The organism is Xanthobacter pollutisoli, assembly GCF_040044995.1.
In the GTDB taxonomy this organism is placed as follows: domain Bacteria; phylum Pseudomonadota; class Alphaproteobacteria; order Rhizobiales; family Xanthobacteraceae; genus Xanthobacter.
This window is the reverse complement of the sequence record NZ_JBDZDP010000009.1, coordinates 13,314-35,749: the sequence shown is the minus strand read 5'-3', so window position 1 is coordinate 35,749 and position 22,436 is coordinate 13,314. Positions and strand designations below refer to the sequence as shown.

The 22,436-nt window shown below is 68.0% G+C and carries 16 protein-coding genes; 5 read left to right on the top strand and 11 right to left on the bottom strand.

Annotation, left to right across the window (positions count from 1 at the left end; all coding sequences use genetic code 11):
- Positions 1 to 116 precede the first annotated feature (116 nt).
- Positions 117 to 1,379, bottom strand: coding sequence for a L,D-transpeptidase family protein (locus ABLE93_RS17115; protein WP_348841060.1), 1,263 nt, complete (start codon positions 1,377 to 1,379; stop codon positions 117 to 119).
- A 256-nt stretch (positions 1,380 to 1,635) separates the two neighbouring features.
- Here ABLE93_RS17115 and ABLE93_RS17110 point away from each other — a divergent pair, with 256 nt between their 5' ends.
- The 3 genes from ABLE93_RS17110 (at position 1,636) to metH (ending at position 7,429) form a co-directional block, all read left to right on the top strand.
- The gene (locus ABLE93_RS17110; protein WP_348841059.1) at positions 1,636 to 2,655 is read left to right on the top strand and encodes an ArsR/SmtB family transcription factor; all 1,020 of its coding nucleotides are present in this window, start codon (positions 1,636 to 1,638) and stop codon (positions 2,653 to 2,655) included.
- Complete coding sequence (gene metF / locus ABLE93_RS17105; protein WP_348841058.1) at positions 2,655 to 3,590, top strand: methylenetetrahydrofolate reductase [NAD(P)H]; 936 nt, start codon at positions 2,655 to 2,657, stop codon at positions 3,588 to 3,590. The genes ABLE93_RS17110 and metF overlap by 1 nt, the downstream gene beginning before the upstream one ends.
- Positions 3,591 to 3,688: 98 nt before the next feature.
- Positions 3,689 to 7,429 (top strand): methionine synthase, encoded by a 3,741-nt coding sequence (metH, locus tag ABLE93_RS17100; RefSeq protein WP_348841057.1) that lies wholly within the window; start codon positions 3,689 to 3,691, stop codon positions 7,427 to 7,429.
- Between the two features lies 1 nt (position 7,430).
- Here the strand turns inward: metH and rsmA are convergent, their stop codons facing one another.
- The 8 genes from rsmA to msrB all read right to left on the bottom strand — a co-directional run bounded on the left by rsmA (position 7,431) and on the right by msrB (position 17,948).
- Entirely contained in the window at positions 7,431 to 8,309 is an 879-nt protein-coding gene (gene rsmA, locus ABLE93_RS17095; protein ID WP_348841056.1) for a 16S rRNA (adenine(1518)-N(6)/adenine(1519)-N(6))-dimethyltransferase RsmA, read from the bottom strand.
- Positions 8,306 to 9,358: a 4-hydroxythreonine-4-phosphate dehydrogenase PdxA gene (gene pdxA / locus ABLE93_RS17090; protein ID WP_348841055.1), complete on the bottom strand. Its 1,053-nt coding sequence runs from the start codon at positions 9,356 to 9,358 to the stop codon at positions 8,306 to 8,308. The genes rsmA and pdxA overlap by 4 nt, the downstream gene beginning before the upstream one ends.
- Before the next feature lie 90 nt (positions 9,359 to 9,448).
- Positions 9,449 to 10,354 carry a SurA N-terminal domain-containing protein gene (locus ABLE93_RS17085; protein WP_348841054.1) on the bottom strand — a complete coding sequence of 302 codons (906 nt, stop codon included), beginning with the start codon at positions 10,352 to 10,354 and terminating at the stop codon, positions 9,449 to 9,451.
- Positions 10,355 to 10,443: 89 nt separating this feature from the next.
- Entirely contained in the window at positions 10,444 to 12,975 is a 2,532-nt protein-coding gene (locus tag ABLE93_RS17080; RefSeq protein ID WP_348841053.1) for an LPS-assembly protein LptD, read from the bottom strand.
- The gene (gene lptG, locus ABLE93_RS17075) at positions 12,972 to 14,069 is read right to left on the bottom strand and encodes an LPS export ABC transporter permease LptG (RefSeq protein ID WP_348841052.1); all 1,098 of its coding nucleotides are present in this window, start codon (positions 14,067 to 14,069) and stop codon (positions 12,972 to 12,974) included. Before lptG ends, ABLE93_RS17080 begins: the two co-directional genes overlap by 4 nt.
- Positions 14,070 to 14,071: 2 nt before the next feature.
- Positions 14,072 to 15,238, bottom strand: coding sequence for an LPS export ABC transporter permease LptF (gene lptF, locus ABLE93_RS17070; protein ID WP_348841051.1), 1,167 nt, complete (start codon positions 15,236 to 15,238; stop codon positions 14,072 to 14,074).
- 150 nt (positions 15,239 to 15,388) lie between these two features.
- Positions 15,389 to 17,482 (bottom strand): S9 family peptidase, encoded by a 2,094-nt coding sequence (locus ABLE93_RS17065; RefSeq protein WP_348841050.1) that lies wholly within the window; start codon positions 17,480 to 17,482, stop codon positions 15,389 to 15,391.
- A gap of 22 nt (positions 17,483 to 17,504) precedes the next feature.
- On the bottom strand, positions 17,505 to 17,948 hold the full coding sequence (gene msrB, locus ABLE93_RS17060; RefSeq protein ID WP_348841049.1) for a peptide-methionine (R)-S-oxide reductase MsrB: 444 nt from the start codon (positions 17,946 to 17,948) through the stop codon (positions 17,505 to 17,507).
- A 532-nt stretch (positions 17,949 to 18,480) separates the two neighbouring features.
- Here msrB and ABLE93_RS17055 point away from each other — a divergent pair.
- Positions 18,481 to 18,897, top strand: a complete 417-nt coding sequence (locus ABLE93_RS17055) for a Ros/MucR family transcriptional regulator (RefSeq protein ID WP_348841048.1) — start codon at positions 18,481 to 18,483, stop codon at positions 18,895 to 18,897.
- Positions 18,898 to 18,978: 81 nt separating this feature from the next.
- Here ABLE93_RS17055 and ABLE93_RS17050 read toward each other — a convergent pair whose 3' ends face one another.
- Both ABLE93_RS17050 and ABLE93_RS17045 read right to left on the bottom strand, forming a co-directional pair.
- Complete coding sequence (locus tag ABLE93_RS17050; protein WP_510183047.1) at positions 18,979 to 20,592, bottom strand: phosphoenolpyruvate carboxykinase; 1,614 nt, start codon at positions 20,590 to 20,592, stop codon at positions 18,979 to 18,981.
- Between the two features lie 184 nt (positions 20,593 to 20,776).
- Positions 20,777 to 21,493, bottom strand: a complete 717-nt coding sequence (locus ABLE93_RS17045; protein ID WP_348841046.1) for a HugZ family pyridoxamine 5'-phosphate oxidase — start codon at positions 21,491 to 21,493, stop codon at positions 20,777 to 20,779.
- Positions 21,494 to 21,706: 213 nt separating this feature from the next.
- Here ABLE93_RS17045 and ABLE93_RS17040 point away from each other — a divergent pair, with 213 nt between their 5' ends.
- Positions 21,707 to 22,405, top strand: coding sequence for a response regulator transcription factor (locus ABLE93_RS17040; RefSeq protein ID WP_348841045.1), 699 nt, complete (start codon positions 21,707 to 21,709; stop codon positions 22,403 to 22,405).
- The last annotated feature ends 31 nt before the right edge of the window (positions 22,406 to 22,436 follow it).

Sequence of the window (22,436 nt, the reverse complement as noted above, 5' to 3'; positions counted from 1 at the left end):
GTCGGACAGGGGCCCGCGCATCCGGCGGATTGCGGAGCCCCGAGCGCTGCCGCCGGCCCGAATCAAAACGGCCCGGCGATGGGCCGGGCCGTTCGATCTGTAGGTCTTTGCAGCACTCAGCGCTGGGCCGCAGGCTTTCCGGCAGCGGCGGTGGAGACGGGGCCGGAACCGGCATTGGCCTGAGGCGTGCCGGACTTGGGCAGAATCACCACCTTGGTGCCCACCTTGGCGCGGTCGTAGAGGTCTTCCACGTCGGCGTTCAGCATGCGGAAGCAGCCGGACGACACGAACTTGCCGATGGTCTGCGGCTCGTTGGTGCCGTGGATGCGGTAGACGGTGCCGCCGAGATACATGGTGCGGGCGCCGAGGGGGTTGCCCGGGCCGCCGGCCATGAAGCGCGGCAAATAGGGCTGGCGCTCGATCATCTCAGACGGCGGGCGCCAGTCGGCCCATTCCTTCTTGGCGGTGATCTTTTCCGTACCGGCCCAGGTGAAGCCCTCGCGGCCCACGCCGATGCCGTAGCGGATCGCCTTGCCGCCGCCGAGCACGTAATAAAGGTAGGTGTTCGGCGTATCGATGACGATGGTGCCGGCCGGCTGGGTGGTCACGTAGTCCACCGTCTGGCGGCGGAAGCGCTCGGGCACCGGCTCGGTCGGATCGATATTCTCGATGCGCGGGCCGGAGGGCGCCTCGGTGGTGCCGGGCACCACGGCGGAGTTGGGGCCGTAGACACCGGCGGGCGGGGGGCCGGCGTTCAGGCTGGCATAGAGCGCGTCCTGATCCACCGCGCCGCGGCCGGAGCCGCCATAGGCCTGCTGACCGTAACCGGGCTGTGCGCCGGCGGGCTGGCCATACACCTGCTGGGGCGGTTCGTAGGACGCAGGCGCCGGCTGGCGACCATAGAGATCGGGCGGGGTGTTGTAGGGCGGCTGGCCGCCATAGGCCTGCTGGCCTTCGGGCACCACCGCGATGGGGGCGGGACCCGCTTCAGCCGGGACGCCCATGGGAGCGCGGGCATAATTGGGCTGGACCGGCTGCGGATAGCCCTGCTGCGGCGGGTAGGCCGGCTGCGGGTACGCTTGCTGGGGGTAAGGCTGGGGCGCCGCCGGCACGGCATAGGTCGCGCCCGGACCGGGCGGGGGAAGCTCGGTGCGCTCCACCTGATCGCGCCGCACGGGGGCCTGCCGCGCATAGGGGTCGGAGTAGCCGGGAGGCGCCTCGCCATAGCCGCCCACCGAGCCCGGAGGCAGGGTACCGGTTTCCTCTTCGCCCGCCGCAGGCAGGCTGTAGCGGGTGCCATAGGCGCCTTGGCCGAGGGCCGGAGCGGTGAGGACGGATGCCCCGAAGGCGGCGAGGAGGAAGGTGTTGCGCAGGGTCATGTCTGAGGTGTTAACCGTGAAACGTGACGAAATTGGAAACGGGGTGAGGAAAAATTTCGCCCCGATGAGTGGTATTCAGATCCGTCAAATCCGTCGCAACGGGGCGGATCATCTGATCCCCGTGTAGACTTGCGGTCGTTCGCCGGCAATGGGTCAGAAGGGTTGACGCGCGATCGTGATCGGCTCGCGCACGCGGCCGAACGAATAGGTCAGGAATGGGTTGAACCGCTTCCGGTAAGGATATAAAGATATCTTTATGTCAGATCGCCTGTCGCGCGCGCCGTTGTCCTTCGCCGCCGTCCTCGAAAGCCTGAAGGCTGCCGGGGAAGATACCCGGCTGCGCCTCGTGGCGGTGCTGGGGGAGGCGGAGCTGACGGTCTCCGACCTCACCGAAATTCTCGGCCAGTCGCAGCCGCGCATCTCCCGCCATCTCAAGCTCCTGGCGGAAGCCGGGCTGGTGGAGCGGCATCGCGAGGCCAGCTGGGTGTTCTATCGCCGCGCCGCCGAAGGGCCGGGCGGACGCATCGCCGCCGGCCTGCTGGATCTGCTCGACCGCGACGACCCGGTGCTGGCGGGCGACCGCGCACGGCTCGATGCGGTGCGCACCGCGCGCGCCCAGGCCGCCCAGGCCTATTTCGCCGCTCACGCCCGCCAGTGGGACGAGATTCGCCGCCTGCACGTGCCCGAGGCGGCGGTGGAGGCGGCGGTCCGCCACGCCCTTGCCGGCGTACCCATCCGCTCCCTGCTCGACCTCGGCACCGGCACCGGCCGCATGCTGGAAATGTTCGCCCCCGACATCGAGCGCGGCATGGGCGTCGATCTCTCGCCTGACATGCTCGGCGTGGCGCGCACCAATCTGGAACATGCCGGGGTGCGCAACTGCCTGCTGCGCCAGAGCGACATCTATGCCGTGCCGGCCCCGCGCGACGCTTTTGACGCGGTGATCGTGCACCAGGTGCTGCATTATCTCGACGACGGCCGCCGCGCTTTGAAGGAGGCGGCGCGGGTGCTGGCGCCGGGTGGCCGGCTGCTGGTGGTGGACTTCGCCCCGCACGCCCTCGAGTTCCTCCGCGAGGCCCAGGCCCACCGTCATCTCGGCTTCGCCCGCGAGACGGTAGAAGGCTGGCTCGCGGATGCCGGCCTCGACCTCGTCTCGTTCCGCAGCCTCACCCCCGAAGGCGACACGGGGGACGGCCTCACCGTATCGCTCTGGCTCGCCCGCGACCCGCGCTTCGTGGTGGCCGGAGCCGACCTTGCCGACAGGGAGATTGCCTGATGACGACCCCCGCCCTTGCCCTGGCTCCGGTGCGGGCCAGCCGGGAGATGGACCGGCCGCCGGTCAAGGTCTCTTTCGAGTTCTTCCCGCCCAAGTCCGAGGAGATGGAGAAGACCCTGTGGTCCTCCATCGGCCGCCTGTCGCCGCTCGCCCCGAGCTTCGTCTCGGTCACCTACGGCGCCGGCGGCTCCACCCGCGAGCGCACGCACTCCACCGTCGCGCGCATCGTGAAGGAGACCGACCTTCACCCTGCCGCCCACCTCACCTGCGTCGGCGCGAGCCGGGACGAGATCGACGATGTGGTGCGCTCCTATCGCGATGCCGGGGTGAAGCACATCGTGGCGCTCCGCGGCGATCCCGCGAGCGGTGTGGGCACGCGCTACGAGCCACACCCGGAGGGCTATCCCTTCGCCTGCGACCTCATCGAGGGCATCCGCCGGATCGGCGATTTCGAGGTCTCGGTCTCGGCCTATCCCGAGAAGCATCCCGAGAGCCCCAGCCTTGATGCCGACATCGACTATCTGAAGGCCAAGGTGGATGCCGGCGCCACCCGCGCCATCACCCAGTTCTTCTTCGAAAACGACGTGTATTTCCGCTATCTGGACAAGGTGCGGGCCAAGGGTATCGACATTCCCATCCTGCCCGGCATCCTGCCGGTGACGAACTTCAAGCAGGCCTCCAATTTCGCCACCCGCACCGGCGCGAGCGTGCCGGCCTGGCTGCTGAAGCGCTTCGAGGGCCTCGACGACGACGTCGAGACCCGCAAGCTCATCGCCGCCGCGGTGGCGGCGGAGCAGGTGACGGACCTCGTTGATCGCGGCGTCACCGATATCCATTTCTATACGTTGAACCGCGCGGACCTCGTCTACGCCATCTGCCACCTGCTCGGTCTGCGCCCGAATGCCGGGCCGGCGGCGCAGGCGGTGGCGGTCTGAGCGCGCCTCCCGTCCCGCCGGTGCCTCGCAGCGCCGGTTTTTCCTTCACGGCGGCGGGCCTTGCGGCCGCCCCGAGCCCCGAGCCCCGAGACGACCCCATGACCGCTACAGCCGCCCGCGCCGCCGACATTTCCGCCGCCCTCGCCAAGGCCGCCTCCGAGCGCATCCTGGTGCTCGACGGCGCCATGGGCACCATGATCCAGCAATTGAAGCTGGACGAGGCCGGCTATCGCGGCGACCGCTTCAAGGACTGGCCGCGGGACGTGAAGGGCAACAACGACCTTCTGTGCCTCACCCAGCCCGACGCGGTGCGCGCCATCCACCTTGAATATTACCGCGCCGGCGCGGACATGGTGGAGACCAACACCTTCTCCGGCACCTCCATCGCCCAGGCCGATTACGGCATGGAGGAGATCGTCTACGAATTGAATTTCGAGAGCGCGCGTCTCGCCCGCGAGGCTGCCGACATCGCCGAGAAGGAGGACGGGCGCCCCCGCTTCGTCGCCGGCGCCTTCGGCCCCACCAACCGCACCGCCTCCATCTCGCCGGACGTGAACGATCCCGGCTTCCGGGCCGTGACCTTCGACGAGCTGGCGGATGCCTATTTCGAGCAGGCGCGCGGCCTCGTTGACGGCGGGGCCGACATCCTGCTGGTGGAGACCATCTTCGACACGCTGAACGCCAAGGCGGCCATCTTCGCCATCGAGAAGCTGTTCGCCGAGCGCAGCCTGCGCCTGCCGGTGATGATCTCCGGCACCATCACGGACCTTTCCGGCCGCACCCTCTCGGGCCAGACGCCCACCGCCTTCTGGTATTCGCTGCGGCACGCCCAGCCCTTCTCCATCGGCCTCAACTGCGCGCTGGGGGCCAAGGAGATGCGCGCCCATGTGGCGGAGATCGGCCGGGTGGCGGACACCCTCGTCTGCGCCTATCCCAACGCCGGCCTGCCCAACGAATTCGGCATGTATGACGAGAGCCCGGAGGCCATGGCGGAGCTGGTGGGCGAATTCGCCCAGTCCGGCCTCGTGAACATCGTCGGCGGCTGCTGCGGCACCACTCCGGCGCACATCCGCGCCATCGCCCAGGTGGTGAAGGACAAGGCCCCCCGGCCGGTGCCGGAGCTGGAGCCGCGCCTGCGCCTCTCCGGCCTCGAGCCGTTCGAGCTCACCCCTCAGATCCCGTTCGTGAACGTGGGCGAGCGCACCAACGTCACCGGGTCGGCCCGCTTCCGCAAGCTCGTGACCACGGGCGACTTCCCCGCCGCGCTGGCGGTGGCGCGCGACCAGGTGGAGAGCGGCGCCCAGGTCATCGACATCAACATGGACGAAGGCCTCCTCGACAGCGAGGCGGCCATGATCACCTTCCTCAACCTTGTGGCCGCCGAGCCGGACATCGCCAAGGTGCCGGTGATGGTGGATAGCTCCAAGTGGGAGATCATCGAGGAGGGACTGAAGCGCCTGCAGGGCAAGGGCATCGTCAACTCCATCTCCATGAAGGAGGGCGAGGACGCCTTCCGCGAGAAGGCTCGCCTGGTGCGCAGCTACGGCGCCGCCGTGGTGGTGATGGCCTTCGACGAACAGGGACAGGCCGACACCTACGCCCGCAAGACGCAGATCTGCGAGCGCGCCTACCGCATCCTCACCGAGGAGGTGGGCTTCCCGCCGGAAGACATCATCTTCGATCCCAACGTGTTCGCGGTGGCGACCGGCATCGAGGAGCACGCGGGCTACGGGGTCGCCTTCATCGAGGCGACGCGCTTCATCCGCCAGAGCCTGCCCCACGCCCACATCTCCGGCGGCGTGTCCAACCTCTCCTTCTCGTTCCGCGGCAACGAGCCGGTACGCGAGGCCATGCACGCCGTGTTCCTGTACCACGCCATCCAGGCGGGCATGGACATGGGCATCGTCAATGCCGGCCAGCTGGCCGTCTATGACGAGATCGAGCCCAAGCTGCGCGAGGCCTGCGAGGACGTGGTGCTGAACCGCCGCGCCGACGCCACCGAGCGCCTGCTGGAGATCGCCGAGGGCTTCAAGGGCGCGGCCGGCAAGGAGAAGCGCGAGGCGGATCTCGCCTGGCGCACCTGGTCGGTCGAGAAACGGCTGGAGCACGCCCTCGTCAACGGCATCACCGATTTCGTCGAGGCCGACACCGAGGAGGCGCGCGCCTCCGTGGCTCGCCCGCTGCACGTCATCGAGGGCCCGCTCATGGCCGGCATGAACGTGGTGGGCGACCTGTTCGGCGCCGGTAAGATGTTCCTGCCCCAGGTGGTGAAGTCCGCCCGCGTGATGAAGCAGGCGGTGGCCTATCTCATGCCCTTCATGGAGAAGGAAAAGGAGGAGATGGGCGTCACCTCCGCCTCGGCCGCCGGCAAGGTGCTGATGGCGACCGTGAAGGGCGACGTGCACGACATCGGCAAGAACATCGTGGGCGTTGTGCTCCAGTGCAACAATTACGAGGTCATCGACCTCGGCGTCATGGTGCCCACCGCCAAGATCCTGCAGATCGCCAAGGAGGAGAAGGTGGACGTGATCGGCCTCTCCGGCCTCATCACCCCCTCCCTCGACGAGATGGTCCATGTCGCGGCCGAGATGGAGCGCGAGGGTTTCGACGTGCCGCTGCTGATCGGCGGCGCCACCACCTCGCGCGTGCACACGGCGGTGAAGATCTCGCCGCGCTACGCCCGCGGGCAGGCGGTCTATGTCACCGACGCGAGCCGCGCGGTCGGCGTCGTCTCCAACCTGCTGAACGCCGACACGCGGGGCGCCTATGTGGCCGACATCCGCGCCGAATACGTGAAGCTCGCCGAGGCCCACGCCCGCGCCGACGCCAACAAGCAGCGCGTGCCCCTCGCCAAGGCTCGCGCCAATGGCCTGAAGCTCGACTTCGCGGCCCACGTGCCGGAGAAGCCAACATTCCTCGGCACCGAGGTGATCGAGGACCACGACCTCGCCGACCTCGTGCCCTATATCGACTGGACGCCCTTCTTCCAGTCCTGGGAGCTCACCGGGCGCTACCCCGCCATCCTCGACGACGCGGTGGTGGGCGAGCCCGCCCGCGCCCTGTTCGCAGACGCGCAGGCCATGCTCAAGAAGATGGTGGAGGAGAAGTGGGTGACGGCCCGCGCCGTCTTCGGCTTCTGGCCGGCCAATGCGGTGGGCGACGACATCCTTCTGTTCCGCGACGACACCCGCAAGACGCCGCTCGCCACCCTGCACACCCTGCGCCAGCAGCTGGCGCGACGGGACGGGCGCTTCAACCTCGCGCTCTCCGATTTCGTCGCGCCGCTGGAAACCGGTGTTCCCGATTATGTCGGCGGCTTTGCGGTGACGGCTGGCATCGGCGAGGAGGAGCGGGTGGCCGCCTTCAAGGCCGCCAACGACGATTATTCCGCCATTCTGCTCAAGGCGTTGTGCGATCGCCTCGCCGAGGCGTTCGCGGAGCGGCTGCACCATCTGGTCCGCACCCGCTTCTGGGGCTATGCCGCCGACGAGGCGCTGCCGAATGACGATCTGATCGCCGAGCGCTACCGCGGCATTCGCCCGGCGCCGGGCTACCCTGCCCAGCCCGACCACACCGAGAAGGCGACCATCTTCGAGCTACTGGACGTCACCGCCAAGGCGGGCATCCATCTCACCGAGAGCTTCGCCATGTGGCCAGGCGCGGCGGTGTCGGGCCTCTATTTCGGCCACCCGGAGAGCGTCTATTTCGGCGTCGGCCGCATCGAGCGCGACCAGGTGGAGGACTATGCCGCCCGCAAGGGCTGGAGCGTGGAGGAGGCCGAGCGCTGGCTCGCCCCCATCCTCAACTACGATCCGGCGCGGGTTGAGGCGGCGGAATAACTCAGCGCAGGGCGGCGAGGGCGCCGAACGGGCGCCCGAGCCCCTCCGAATAGGCATTGGCCAGCCGCACGAAGCCCGCCACGTCGATCTCCTCGGCGCGTGCGGTTTCTTCCACGCCGGCGGCGGCGAGGAGCGGGAAGGGGTCGACGCCCAGCGACTTCAGGCTCTGGCGCAGCATCTTGCGGCGCTGGCCGAAGGCGGCTTCCGTCACCTTTTCGAGGGCGGACAGGGCGCAGGGCAAAGGCTCCGCGCGCGGCACGAGGTGGACCACCGAGGAGGTCACCTTGGGCGGCGGCACGAAGGCGGAGGGGGCGACGTCAAAGGCGATCCGCGCCTTGGTCCGCCAGCCGGCCAGAACCGCGAGGCGGCCATAGGCCTTGCTGCCGGGCTCGGCGACGATGCGCTCCGCCACCTCCTTCTGGAACATGAGGGTGAGGGACGAGAACCACGGCGGCCACGGATCGGTGGACAGCCAGCCCACCAGCAGGATCGTCGCCACATTGTAGGGCAGGTTCGCCACCACCCGCGCCTCGCCGGCGCCGAGCAGGGGGCGTGCGTCCACCTTCAGCGCGTCGCCCTCGATGACGTCCAGCCGGCCGGGATAATGCGCCGCCACCTCGGCGAGGGCATCCATGCAGCGCCGGTCGCGCTCGATGGCGATGACGCGTCCGGCCCCCAGCGCCAGCAGGGCGCGGGTGAGGCCGCCGGGGCCGGGGCCGACCTCCACGATGGTCACGCCTTCCAGCGGTCCCGAGGCCCGGGCGATGCGGCCGGTGAGATTGAGGTCCAGCAGGAAGTTCTGGCCGAGCGACTTCTGGGCCGAGAGGCCGTGGCGGCGGATGACGTCGCGCAGCGGCGGCAGGTCGTCAAGGGCGCTCATGTGCCCGCCAGTGCTGGCGGCGTCGCCGCACGGGCGCTCCCCGCTTCCGCTTCCGCGTCGGCGAGGCGACGGGCGAGACGCAACGCCGCCATGAGGCTCGACGGATCGGCCCGCCCGGTGCCTGCGATGTCGAAGGCCGTGCCGTGGTCCGGCGACGTGCGGATGAAGGGCAGGCCGAGCGTGACGTTCACCCCGTCGTGGAAGGCCAGCGTCTTGGCGGGGATCAGCACCTGATCGTGATACATGCCCACGGCCACGTCGTAGCGCGCCCGCGCCTCGGGATGGAACAGGGTATCGGCCGGCAGCGGCCCCACGGCGGCGATGCCCTCGCGGCTCAGCGCCGCCACGGCGGGACGCACGATCGTCTCGTCCTCACGGCCGAGGGTGCCGTCCTCCCCGGCGTGGGGATTGAGCCCGCAGAAGGCGAGGCGGGGGCGGGCGAGACCGAAGCGGCGGGCCATGTCGCGGGCGACGATGCGGCCGGTTTCCACCAGCAGGTCCACGGTGAGGCGTTCCGGCACCTCGGCATAGGGAATGTGGATGGTGGCCGGCACCACGGCGAGCAGGGGGGACCAGATCATCATCACGGGGTGGGGCGCCGGCCGCCCGGGCCGCGCCGCGCGCGCGGCGAGATATTCGGTGTGGCCGGGAAAGGGAAAGCCGGCCTCGTACATCACCGCCTTGGACAGGGGATTGGTGACGAGCGCCGCGACCCGGCCCGCCTCCAGCAGATCCATCCCGGCATTGAGAGCAGCACGCACGCAGGCAGCCGAGCTCTTGTCCGGCACGCCAGGCCCGCCGGTGAAGGCCGGGCCGGTGCGCAGAACGGGCAGGGCGTCGGCGAAAAGCGCGGCCGCATCTTCCGCAGTTGCCTCGGCCACCGGCACGTCGAGAGCGAGGCGGCGCGCCCGCGCCTTCAACGCCTCGGGATCGCCGGCGACGAGGAAGGCCGGCAGGCGCGCCTCCCGCCGCAGCATGAAGGCGCCGAGCGCGATGTCGGGGCCGATGCCGGCGGGATCGCCGAGGGAGAGCAGGAGCGGGGCGGCCATCAGGGCAGTGTCGCGAACGGGAAAGCGGAAAGCCCAGGGTGGGCGCGCCCCGACCATAGCACGGGCGGGAGACGGCGCGGGGCGGACGGATCAGCGGCGGTAGTCGATGAGCGATTGCTTCCTCAGCTCCGCCATGAACTTCTTGGATTCGGCGGTGAACTGGGAGGAGCTCAGCTCGTCCTTGATCTCGCGCTTCTGCGAGCTCTCGCCGCGCACTTCGCGCTTGCCGCACATGGCGAAGGTCTCGACCCCGCTCTGCGCCACCTCAGGCGGGGTGAGCTTGCCAATCTCGGTCTTGTCGAGGATCTGCTTGAGCGGGCCCGGCATTTCGGAAGACAGACGCGTCACCTTGGGGCGCACCACCACTTCCTTGAGGGATTTCGCCATCTCCGCGCCGCTGTCGCAATCATTGAAACGGCCGCGCAGCGCATTCGCCTCGGCGAGGCGGGCGCCGTAATTGCCGGAGGTGCGGGGCACCACGAACACGATGGGCATCAGGGTGTATTCGGTGGCGATCATCTGGGTCTCGCCGCGCTTCTGAAGGGCGGCGATGACGTCGGCGTCGCGGATGTTCACCGTGCCCGAGCGGGCGCGCACATACTGGCCCCACACGTAATCGGCGAGCAGCTTCTGCTTGAAGGTGCGATCGTCGAGCCCCGACTGCTTGAAGCCGGCGGAGAGCTGCTCCGGCGTGCGGCCCGAGCGCTCCGCCACCTGGGCGTACAAGCGGTCCACGTCCGCCTGGTCCACATCAAGCTTCAGCCTGATGGCCTGCTGGATCTTGATGCGCTCGTCGATGAGGGTCTCCAGCGCGTCCTTGGCGCTGATGGACTTGCGCTCGATGAGCTCGTGCATGCGCTGGCGCTGGGAGACGTCGTAGGTGGTGATGGGGTCGCCGTTGACCATGACCACGATCTGCTGCGCGCGGGCGGGCGCGCCGACAAGGACCGCGGTGAGAAGGGCGAAGGCAAGCAAGAGGAGGCGATGCAGCGGCATGGTCCTGTCCGAAGGGCTCCTGCGACTTTTGTCGTCTTCCTGTGGCGGCAATGCGGCCCTCCGCCGGGTGCCGGGAACCCAGCGATGACTCAGTTGGAGCTGTCGCTGCCGGAGGAGCCGAAGCTGGTCGAGAAGCCGCCCTCGCCGAGCGTGCGCAGCCCGATGCGGAACATCACCTTGTTCACCGGCGGCGCGTTGGGGCCGTTGAGGGTGTAGTCGGAGATGTAGTTGAGCGCGAGGGTGAAGCAATCGTCGATATAGCTGAGGCCGACCAGGGTGTAGTCCACCTCGGCGGCGGCGAAGTCGTAGCGGATGGCGCCGCGCAGCGCCCAGTTGTCGGTCAGCTTGTAGGAGGCGTTGGTGTAGACGCCCTCGCGGCGGTCGTAATAGCCGAGCAGGGGCTGCGCCTCGTAGCGGCCGTAGGTGACCGCGACGTTGAACCGGTCGATCTCCGCCCGCGCCTGCAGCTCGAAGCGCTGCATGGAGAAATTCTCCTCGTCGAAGCGGAAGCGGGTCACGAACTCCAGATATTTGGTGGGCGAGTAGCCGAACTTGGCGATGTAGTCGGAGGCGGAGGTCTCGAGCCCCGATTCCAGGCCGGTGTTGGCCATGTCGCCATAGGCAAACGAGTTCTTGCCGAACAGATTGTAGGACTGGCCGACCACCGCGGTGAACAGGCCGGCGCCGTGGACCGCCGCCGTATAGGTGACGCCGAGGTTCAGCCGGCTGCCGCCCTCGACCCGGTCGTAGCCCGAATATTTGTTGATCTCGAAGAGGTTGGTGTCGTCGAACACCAGGCTCTGGGCGTCCTCGTTGGGGAAGCGGCCGATGTCGCTCTCGTTGGGACGGATGATGACCTGGGCCCGCGGCTCGATGGTCTGGGTGCCCCAGCTCTCCGCCGAAATGAAGGGGTATTTGTAGTCGAGGCCCACCGCCGGCATGGCGCGGATCAGGTCGTCACTGCCCGACTGGAGCGGGTTCTGGCCGGGGAAGACGGAGCCGAACTGGTAGTTGAGCGGCAGGAAGCCCGTATCCACCGAGGCGACATCCACCCGCGCGGTGACGAAGGGCGTCCACTGCTGGCCGATGGCATCGGTGATCGTCTTCTTCCAGTACACGTCGCCGGACAGGCGGGTGTAGTCGCCCGGTGCGCCGCGCAGCAGGCACTCGCGAGAGTTGGGCGCGAGCACGGTGCAGGCGCCGGTCGGCACGCCGGTGGTACCGATGGCGGAGGTCAGCTCGGACGTGCCGATGAAGTCGGCCTGCTCGCGGGTCAGGCTGGTGAGGTTGATCTTGAGACCCGCCTCGCCGCCCCACAGGGCCTTGTCGAACACCTTGCTGTAATTGAGCGTGCCCACGATGGGCTGGCGGTCCTGGTCGTCGGTCACGGCGAGGCCGAGGAAATAGAGGCCGCGGACGTCGAAATACGACCTGTCCCCCTGTCCGGTCAGGTAGACGGACGAGGTCTTGGTGGTGACGGTGTCGCCGATCAGGTTGTAGTCGCGCAGGAAAGTGCGGTCGGAGACGACGGTCGCGTCCCAGCCGAAGGTCCAGAACTTGTTGAGCGCGAAGGCGCCGGAGCTCTCCACGGCGCCGCGGTTCTCGCGAAAGCCCGGCAGGATCTCGGTCAGGCCGTTGGACGTGGTGATGAAGTCCTGCGGGTTCTCCTGCACGATGCCGGCGGCGCGGATGGCGTAGCTGCCGTTGATCAGGCGCTGGCGCCACTCGCCCTGCATCAGCAGGCCCTGCTGGGTCACGAAGGCCGGGCTGAGGGTGAGGTCGCGGTCGGGGGCGATGTTCCAGAAGAAAGGAACCGTGACCCCGTAGCCGATCTGGCTCGAGGAGAAGAATTCCGGCATCAGGAAGCCGGTCTTGCGCTTCACCGTCGGGTCGGGCGAGGACAGATACGGGAAATAGGCCACCGGCATGCCGAAGAACTCAACCCAGGCATCCTGGTAGTAGATCATCTTCTCGTCGTCGTTGTGGACGATCTTCTTGGCCTTGATCTGCCACAGCGGCGGCTTGGACGGGTCGTCCTTGCACGGCTCGCAGGCCGTGTAGATGCCGTTCTGGAACACCGTGACGTTGCCATCCGTGCGGTCGGCGCGGGTGGCGGCGAAATGGGTGTTGTCCGGGGTGTCGAGGCGCAGGGAATCGATGAAGCCCCGCTTGAAATCCTGCGTCAGCTCGAGGGTGTCGGCGGTGAGGACCTTGCCGTCCTTGTCCTTGAGGCGGGCGTTGCCCTCTGCGCGCAGGGTGTTGGCCTTGCGGTCGAGCACCACGCGGCGCGCCTCCAGCGTGGCGCCGTCATAATAGATCTGGACGTTGCCCACCGCGGAGACGGTGTCGCGCTGGTAGTCGTATTCCAGCTGGTCGGCCGTCACCAGCATCTTCTGGTTCGGGTCGAGCTTGCGGGCGGTGAGAACGTTGGCGCCGGGGGTGGTGTTCTGCGCCGCGGCGGGCGCAGTCGCACCCTGGGCGCGCGCGCCATCCATCGTTCCGGAGATACCGGCGAGAAGCAGGAGCAGGGCAGCCGTGGACGCAAGCCCGCCCGTCCACCGCGCGGTCGCGCGGCGGGCCTTGGCGGCCATTCCTCCGGCGGGGGTAAGCCCGACCGTCATCCGTCCTCCCGGTGCAACAGAATGAGTGCCCCCAGCAAAATCCCCGCGGCCGCAGGAAACCACGCTGCGGCAACGGGATGAACGACTCCGGCCTCCCCGAGATCCTCGGCGAGCTTGGTCCCAACATAAAGCAGAAAGCCCGCCAGCACGCCACCGAGAATCGTCTGGCCCACCCCGCCGAACCGGAACAGGCGCAGCCCCACCACCGCGGCAATCAGGACCATTGCCACCAGCAGAAACGGCCGGGCAAGCAGGCTCTGGAGCTGGAGGCGGTATTTTTCCGCGCCGAAGCCGGACTGTTCCGCACTGCGAATGGCTGACGGGAGTTGCCAAAACGACACGGTTTCCGGGGCGATCAGCGAATCCTGGACCTGCTTCGGATCGAGGTTCGTCGGAATCAGGTAGGTAGCATAGGACTGCATGTCGAGGCCGGGAACGAGCACCTTGGCCTCGGTAAGAAACCATGCACCATCTCCCAAAGTTGCAGATTTCGCCTCCACCCGCTCCACGAGAGCGCCGGCCTTGTCGAACTCGAACACCACCACGCCGGAGAGGATGCGGCCGCCCTGCCGGGATGCGGCCGCCTGGATGATGGACTGGCCATCGACACTCTGCTGGCGCACCCAGAACTCCTTCTTCCCCTGCGTCAGGGAGGGGGAGGAGGGGCCGGAAGAGAAGATCTCCCCTTCCATCTGGTTCGCCCGCTCCTTGAACTCGGCCGAGACCGGATTGAAGACGCAGGTGGCAAAGACGCCGATGAGGAAGGCCACCAGCACCAGGGGCGTGATGAACTGCCAGACCGAGAGCCCCACCGCCCGGGCCACCACCAGCTCCAGACGGCGGGAGAGCAGCACGAAGGTCGCCATGGCCCCGAACAGCACGGCGAAGGGCAGCAACTGTTCGGTGAAGGACGGGGCGCGATAGATGGTGATGAGGGCGACCAGCCCGATGGAGACCTGCTCGCGGTCCGCGGTGCGCCGCGCCATCTCCAGGAAGTCCACGAGCACGATGAGCGTGACGCAGGACAGGAAGATGACCGCGACGGCCTGCGCGAAGCGCCGCGCGAAATAAAATCCGAGAATGCGACCGATCATCGTCAGGCCGCCGCCCGCCGCGTGAAGCGCTGGCGCACCGCATCGGCCAGCGCCACCAGCGCCGCCGGCGGTGCCAGCCGGATCCAGCCCTGGAGGATCATGGCGCAGATGAGGACGGTCACGATAGGCAGCGCGTAGATCAGCGGCACCGCCGCCGCATTGGTCTTCAATTGCCCGGCGATGGCGAAATTGCCGATCTGCACCAGCCCCATGGCCGGGATGATGACGAACAGTGCCGAATTGCGGCTCTGCCGTGTGGTCCGGGGCAAGGCGAGCGCGGCCGCAGCGATGGCGAAGAAGGCCAAGGGGTAGAGCCCGGCGGAGAGGCGCTTGTGCAGCTCCTCGCGGTAGCGGCCGGGGAAGAAGCGCACATACATGTCGGAGGGCGGCGGGTTCAGCACGTAGGCGAGCGGGCGCTCCACGGGCTTGATGTCCACGCCCTTGTTGTTCGGCGCGAGGGATGAGAGGTCGAAGGCGTAGCGCTGGAACTCCACCACCGAGGAGCCCGAGGCCGTGCTCTTGGGGTCCCCGCCCCGGCGATGGATCGAGCCGTTCTCCAGCACCAGGAAAACGCCGGCCTCGTTCTCGATGATCTGGCCGCGGTCGGCGAGATAGGTGGAGACCTCCTTGTCGCGGGCGTCGTTGATGAAGATGCCGCGCATCACCCCATTGGCGGCGCGCTCGCGCACGTGGAAGACGAGGCCCTGGGACAGGTTCACGAAGCGCCCCGGCTGGGCCACGAAGGACACCACGTCCGCGCGCACTTTCGTCACCTGCTCGCGGAAGGTGGAGAGGCTCGACGGCACGATCTGGACGGCGAGGGCGGCGCAGAAGAGCGAGACAAGCATGGCGAGGATGATGAGCGGGCGCAGCAGCCGCCATGGCCCCATGCCGGTCGCCGCCATCACCACGATCTCGCTGTCGCCGTTCAGCTTGAGCAGGGTGTAGGCGGTGGCGATGAACAGCGCCGCCGGCGCGATCACCAGCACCAGGGTCGGCATGGTGAGGCTGGTGATGGCGACGAAGGCGAGGATGGTCTGGCCCTGGCTGGTGACAAGATCGAGCTGGCGCAGGGCCTGGGTCGCCCAGATCATGCCGGCGAGCACCACCACGACACCGAGGAAGGCGACCGCGGCCGTGGAGAAGATGTAGCGATCGAGACGGCCCATCCTGCGTGCCTTTGATGCGCGGAGCCGCCCCCCACTCGCATGTCCATGTGAGAACGGCTCTGGATAGCCGGAAGCCGGCCGCCGCGCAAATGCCCCACTGTGAGCCGGGGCCGCGCCGCATCGCGGTCCCACCTTGCCTTGGCCGCGCCCTCAGACGGCGCGCCCGACCGTCCGCAACGCGAAGAGATAGACCAGCGCCACCTCGTCCAGCCGGTCGAAGCGCCCGGCAGCCCCACCGTGACCCGCGTCCATGTTGGTCCGCAGCAGGATCGGCCGCCCGCCGGTGTCCGACGCCCGCAGCCGCGCCACCCATTTCGCCGGCTCCCAATAGGTCACCCGGGGATCGGTGAGCCCGGCAAGGGCGAAGATGGAGGGATAAGCGGCCGCCGTCACGTTATCCACGGGCGAGTAGCTGCGAATCCGCTCGAACGCCTCGGCGTCGGCGATGGGATTGCCCCACTCCGGCCATTCCGGCGGGGTGAGGGGCAGGGTGTCGTCCAGCATCGTAGTGAGGACGTCCACGAACGGCACCTCGGCGATGATGCCGGCGAAGAGATCCGGCCTCAGGTTCGACACCGCGCCCATGAGCATGCCGCCGGCCGAGCCGCCATGGGCGACGATGCGGTCGGGCCGGGTGAAGCCCTCCGCCACCAGATGCTCGGCCACCGCGATGAAATCGGTGAAGGTGTTGGTCTTCTTCGCGAGCTTGCCGTCGGAGTACCAGCGCCAGCCCTTGTCGGTGCCGCCGCGGATGTGGGCGATGGCATAGATGAAGCCGCGATCCACCAGCGAGAGTCGGTTGGTGGCGAAGCCGGCGGGGATGGTGATGCCGTAGGCGCCGTAGCCGTAGAGAAGAAGCGGCGCGCTGCCGTCGAGCGGGGTGTCGCGGCGATAGATGAGCGAAACCGGCACCATTTCCCCGTCCGGCGCGCGCGCCTGGAGGCGCCGGGTCACATAGTCGGCGGGATCATGGCCGGAGGGCACTTCCTGCCGCTTCAGCAGATCCCGCTCGCGGCTGGCCATGTCGTAGTCCCACACTTCCGACGGGGTCGTCATGGAGGCGTAGGTGAAGCGGACCTCGGTCGTATCGAAGGCGAAGCCGGCCGACAGGCCCAAGGCGTAGGCCTCCTCGTCGAAGGCGATGTCGTGCTCGGCGCCGCTCTCGAGATCGCGGATGACGATGCGCGGCAGCCCGGCTTCGCGCTCCAGCCGCGCCATGTGGCCGGCCAGCACCGAATGGCTGAGGATCATCCGTCCCGGCCTGTGCGGCACGAAGTCCACCCAATTGTCCCGCCCCGGCGCGAAGGTGGGCGCGACGACAATCTTGAAATCCTCGGCGCCGTCCGCGTTGGTGAGGAGAACCAGCGTGTCGGTGCCGCCCAGGTCGGGGTGGTGCTCCACATCGTAGCGCACGCCGGCGGAGCGCGGCGCGATGCAGCGCGGGGCGGCCGATGTGTCCTCCAGATCCAGAAGATGGACCTCGGACGTATCGTGATCGCCGCAGGCGATGAGGCCGTAGCGGTGCGACTGGGTCTCGCCGAGGGAGACGAAGAAGCCCTTGTCCGGCTCCTCATAGATCAGAACGTCGGCCGCCGGGTCGGTGCCCAGCTCATGGCGGAACACCTTAGAGGGGCGGTGCTCGGCATCGCGCCGGATGTAATAGAGCACGCGGCCGTCGGCGCTCCACAGCAGGTCGCCGGTGGTTTCCTCGATGGCGTCGGGCAAATCGGCGCCGGTGGCGAGGTCGCGGATGCGGATGGAATAGAGCTCCGAGCCCGATGTGTCGGCCGAGAAGGCGAGGCGGGCATGGTCGAAGCTGTGGCGCCAGTGGCCGAAATGGAAATAGGCCTTGCCCGCGGCTTCCGCATCGCCGTCGAGCAGGATGACCTCCTCGCCGGCGGGCATCGCCTTGCGGCAGGCGAGGGGGTGCTGGCCGCCTTCCCGGTGGCGGGAATAATAAGCGAAGGGCCCGTCGGGCACGGGCACGGAGGCGTCATCTTCCTTGATGCGGCCGCGCATTTCCGCGACCAGCCTGGACTTCAGGTCGCCGAAGGGGGCGAAATAGCCGTCCGCATAGGCGTTCTCGGCTTCGAGATAGGTGCGGATGTCGGCGTCGAGGACCGTGGGATCGCGCATGACCGCGCGCCAGTTGTCGGCGCGCAGCCAGGCGTAATCGTCGCTGAGGGCGACGCCGTGGACGGTGCGGGTGCTGGGGCGACGCGGCGCGCGCGGCGGCTCGCTCATCGGGGGCTTGGACGCCAGGGTCTCAGGCGCCACCGTTTTCCCCGCCGTCCGGCTTCAGGGAAAGCGCGGTGCCATTCATGCAGAAACGCAGGCCCGTGGGGGCCGGCCCGTCGGGAAAGACATGGCCGAGGTGGCTTTCGCATGCGGCGCAGCGCACCTCGATGCGGCGCATGCCGTGCGAGGTGTCCTCATGGGTGACCACCGCTTCGGGCGACACCGGGGAGAAGAAGCTCGGCCAGCCGGTGCCGGAATTGTATTTGGTCTCGGAACGGAACAGCGGTGCGCCGCAGGCGACGCAGGCATACAGGCCAGCGCGCTTCTCGTCCCAATAGGGACCGGTGAAGGCGCGCTCGGTGCCGGCCTGACGGGTGATTCGATACTGCTCCGGCGTGAGGCAGGAGCGCCATTCGGTGTCGCTCTTCACAACCTTGGCCGGATCGATGCCGGAAGGGGCGGGATTGGACATGGCAGGTCCCCGGTTCGTCTTGCGCAGACGTAGGCATTGGACATGGCAACGGCAAGGCAGGCGCGATCAGATGCCAATGCTTTCATCCGGCGCAGGGCGCATCGCGGGCGCCGCCGCTCGGGCGGCCGCAACCGTCATCGGACTGCCGGATGCGGGAGCCTGCGCGAAATCGATTGCATCGGCGTGGTCGGGGGCGGGCCTTCTGTTGTCCTCCCGGCCGTGCGCAAGAAGAGCGCGGGTATTGGTCGAATTAATGGTTGCAAAATGCGGGCACCGAAACTAACAGGGTTGTAGAGGCGTCTTCACAGCATTGCTGCAACGCGATCGCACTGCTCTGCGCACAGTTCGTCGAAGGATGAGCGCAGTCGGCCGCGTCGCCGGGGAAGCCTTGGTGCAGGTGTCGTGTCTTTCCCACCCATCGGGTTGCCCCGCTCGACTGGACGATTGTTGTCGCCCCGCAGCATTCGGGCATCCAATCCTGACCAATTACGCAAATTTTTGAGCAGAACGATCTCAACGCGAAGCAGGTCCCATGAGCGAACCGACGCAATCTCCGGCTTTCATCGAACTCGCGACCGACATCATTTCCGCCTACGTCAGCAACAATACCGTTGCGGCTGCGGAACTTCCGGCGCTCATCTATGACGTGCATGCGGCGCTCCAGCGCCTGTCGCGCAATGAGGAGCAGCCGGAGGTCGAGCCCCTAAAGCCGGCCGTGCCGGTGAAGCGCTCGGTGCATCCCGACTTCATCATCTGCCTCGAGGACGGCAAGAAGTTCAAGTCGCTGAAGCGCCATCTGCGCACGCGCTACGACATGACTCCCGAGCAGTATCGGGAAAAGTGGAGCCTGCCGGCGGACTACCCCATGGTGGCGCCGAATTATGCGGCGGCCCGCTCCGAACTCGCCAAGCAGATGGGCCTCGGCCAGCAGCGCCGCCGCGGGCGCTGAGCGACCGGACGTTGCGAAGCTGAGAAGACAATGAGGCCCGGCGTGCTTGCGCCGGGCCTTTTTCCATTGCGGGTGACGCCTTCACTCGGCGGCGATGCGCACCTGCGGCTGGGCGTCGCGCACGGCGGCGTCCACATGGGTCTCGAAGCGGGTGAAGTTTTCGCGGAACATGCTGACCAGCTTGCGCGCGGTGGCGTCGAACTCGGCTTTGTCCGCCCAGGTCTTGGACGGATAGAGGATGTGCGGCTCCACGCCGGGCAGGGAGGTGGGCACCTCGAAGCCGAAATAGGGGTCGGTGCGGAAGGACGCATCCTTCAGGGAGCCGTCGAGCACGGCGGTGAGCAGCGCGCGCGTCACCTTGATCGGCATGCGCCGCCCGGTACCGAACTTGCCGCCGGTCCAGCCGGTGTTCACCAGCCAGCAGTCCACACCGTGCTGTGCGATGAGGTCGCGCAAGAGATTGCCGTAGACCGAGGGATGCCGCGGCATGAAGGGTGCGCCGAAGCACGTGGAGAAGGTGGCCTCGGGGTCCTTCACGCCCTTTTCCGTGCCCGCGACCTTGGCGGTGTAGCCGGAGAGGAAGTGGTACATGGCCTGCGCCGGAGTGAGCCGCGCGATGGGCGGCAGCACGCCGAAGGCGTCGCAGGTGAGCATCACGATGTTCTTCGGCATCCCCGCCCGCCCGGTGGGGCTGGCGTTGGGAATGAAGGACAGGGGATAGGCCGAGCGGGTGTTCTCGGTGAGGCTGCCGTCGTCGAAGTCGGGCTCCCGCGTCACCTTGTCGAGCACCACATTCTCCAGAACGGTGCCGAAGCGGTTGGAGGCGGCGAAGATTTCCGGCTCCGCCTCGGCCGAGAGGCGGATGGTCTTGGCGTAGCAGCCGCCCTCGAAATTGAAGATGCCGTCGGCGCTCCAGCCGTGCTCGTCATCGCCGAGGAGCGTGCGGTTGGGGTCGGCGGAGAGGGTGGTCTTGCCGGTGCCCGACAGGCCGAAGAACAGGCATACGTCGCCCTCGGCGCCGACATTCGCCGAGCAGTGCATGGGCATGATGCCCTTTTTCGGCAGGATGTAGTTGAGCGCCGTGAACACCGACTTCTTCATTTCGCCCGCGTAGGACGAATTGCCGATGAGGACGATGCCGCGGGCGAAGTTCACCGCAATCACCGTTTCGGAGCGCACCCCGTGCCGCGCCGGATCCGCCCGGAAGGACGGCAGGTCGATGATGGTCATCTCCGGCACGAAGCCGTCGAGCTCGGCCCGCTCGGGCCGGCGCAGCATGGTGCGGATGAACAGCGAGTGCCAGGCGAACTCGGTGTAGACGCGCACCTTGATGCGGCAGGACGGGTCGGCGCCGCCGTAGAGGTCCTGCGCATACAGCGACTTGTCCTCGGCGGCCGTGAGGAAGTCCTGGTAGAGCGTCTCGAACTGCTCGGGGGTGATGGCCCCGTTATTGTCCCACCAGACCTCGTTCTCGGTGGCGCCGTCGCGCACCACGAACTTGTCCTTGGGGCTGCGGCCGGTGTGGGCGCCGGTCTCGGCCATCAGCGCCCCGCCGGACGACAGATGCGCCTCGCGATGGGCCAGCGCATGCTCGTAGAGCTCAGGCTCGAGCAGATTCCAGTGGACGGCGGTGAGGTGCTTGAGGCCGAAGCTGTCGGCGCCGCAGGCGCTGTTCCGGTGACCGGTTTCGAGCACGGACGAATCTCCCATTGTTCCCGCCGGCCTGAAGCGCGGCGATGCAGCTTGCGGGGCGGGCCCGCTTGGGGCCGAACCGCGGCGGGCGGGGGACGTCTTGCGCATCCATCCCGGCCACTCGAAGCACGCTAGAGCCACTTGGCCCGCAAGGAAACCGTTGGCGGATGGGCCTAAACGTTTAAGTTCAGGCTGCGGTCCCTCGCCGCGCCTCCTGCACCAGCGCGACGAGCTCCTGCCGCACTGCACCAAGGTCGGCCACCCGGCGCGGGAACTCCAGCCGCCGCACCAGATCGCCGTTGGTCAGCTCGCACCCGTCGGGATCAAGGGAGAGCATGCGCCACGCGCCTTCGGGCGCGCCCAGCAGCTCCGTGGCATAGAGGCGGACGGCGTCGGCGTGGTCGGCGTTCATGTGGGCGATCACGCCCTCCACGCCCGCCGCCAGTTCATCGGCCCGGTCCCAGTTGGAGAGGAGGGCCTCGCCCGGCACGTCGACGATGCGGCCGAAGCCCTGCACCAGATGGGCCTCCGCAATGTCGACGGCGTAGAAGCCGAAGTCGGTGAAGTCGGCATAGCCCTCGGCCGCGGGGTGTCGCGCCAAATAGCGCGCCCGCACGTCCGGCGCAGGTGCCGGCGCGATGCGGCCCAGCAGGCTCGCGCGGGGGGCGTCCAGGGGATCGGGCGTGCCCGTCGCGGACACCAGGAGCGAGACACGCTCATCTGCGCCGATGTTGCGGGTGTGGCGGGCGAGGCGGGAGATGAGCAGGGTCGGACGCCCCGCGCGATCGGTGCCCACCGCCACCAGCGAGGCGTAGGGCGCGCCACCGGCTTCCAGTGTCGCCAAGCTGGCGAATCGGGCTTCCCGGATGAGGCGGCGGATCACGAGGGCGGCCGTGTCGGACATGTTTTTCTCCCCTGCGGCGGTGTCAGGATGCCTTGGTCCAGCCCTTTGCGGCAACGCGCGGCTTGGCCGCAGCGCTTCGTTTGGCGGCAGTGACGAATCCCGCTATTTTACGGCACTCGACTCTTGTGTGTCACATTTCGGCCACGCGAACGCGGTTCACCCGCGCAAGGCCGCAGTTACAGGCCGCGTTCCGGACGGCTGAAAAGAGGTGTCATGCCCACGATCGCCCTCGTCGACGACGACCGCAATATTCTGACCTCGGTCTCCATCGCGTTGGAGGCGGAAGGATATCGCATCGACACCTACACTGACGGCGCCTCGGCGCTCGATGGCTTCAAGACCAATCCGCCGGACCTCGCCATCCTCGATATCAAGATGCCCCGCATGGATGGCATGGAGCTTCTGCGCCGCCTGCGCCAGAAGACCGACATGCCGGTGATCTTCCTCACCTCCAAGGATGAGGAGATCGACGAATTGTTCGGCCTCAAGATGGGCGCCGACGACTTCATCAAGAAGCCGTTCTCCCAGCGCCTTCTGGTGGAGCGGGTGAAGGCGGTGCTTCGCCGCGCCGGCGCCAAGGATGGCGTCGCCCCTCGCGAGGTGGACAGCGCCAAGGTGCTGGAGCGCGGCAACCTGCGCATGGACCCCGAGCGCCACACCTGCACCTGGAAGAGCGAGCCGGTGACCCTCACCGTCACCGAGTTCCTGATCCTCCAGGCCCTCGCCCAGCGTCCCGGCGTGGTCAAGAGCCGCAATGCCCTGATGGATGCGGCCTATGACGACCAGGTCTATGTGGACGACCGCACCATCGACAGCCACATCAAGCGGCTGCGCAAGAAGTTCAAGTCGGTGGACGACAGCTTCGAGATGATCGAGACCCTCTACGGCGTCGGCTACCGGTTCAAGGAGTGAGCCGGACGACCGCGCGCGGGCCCGGCACGAG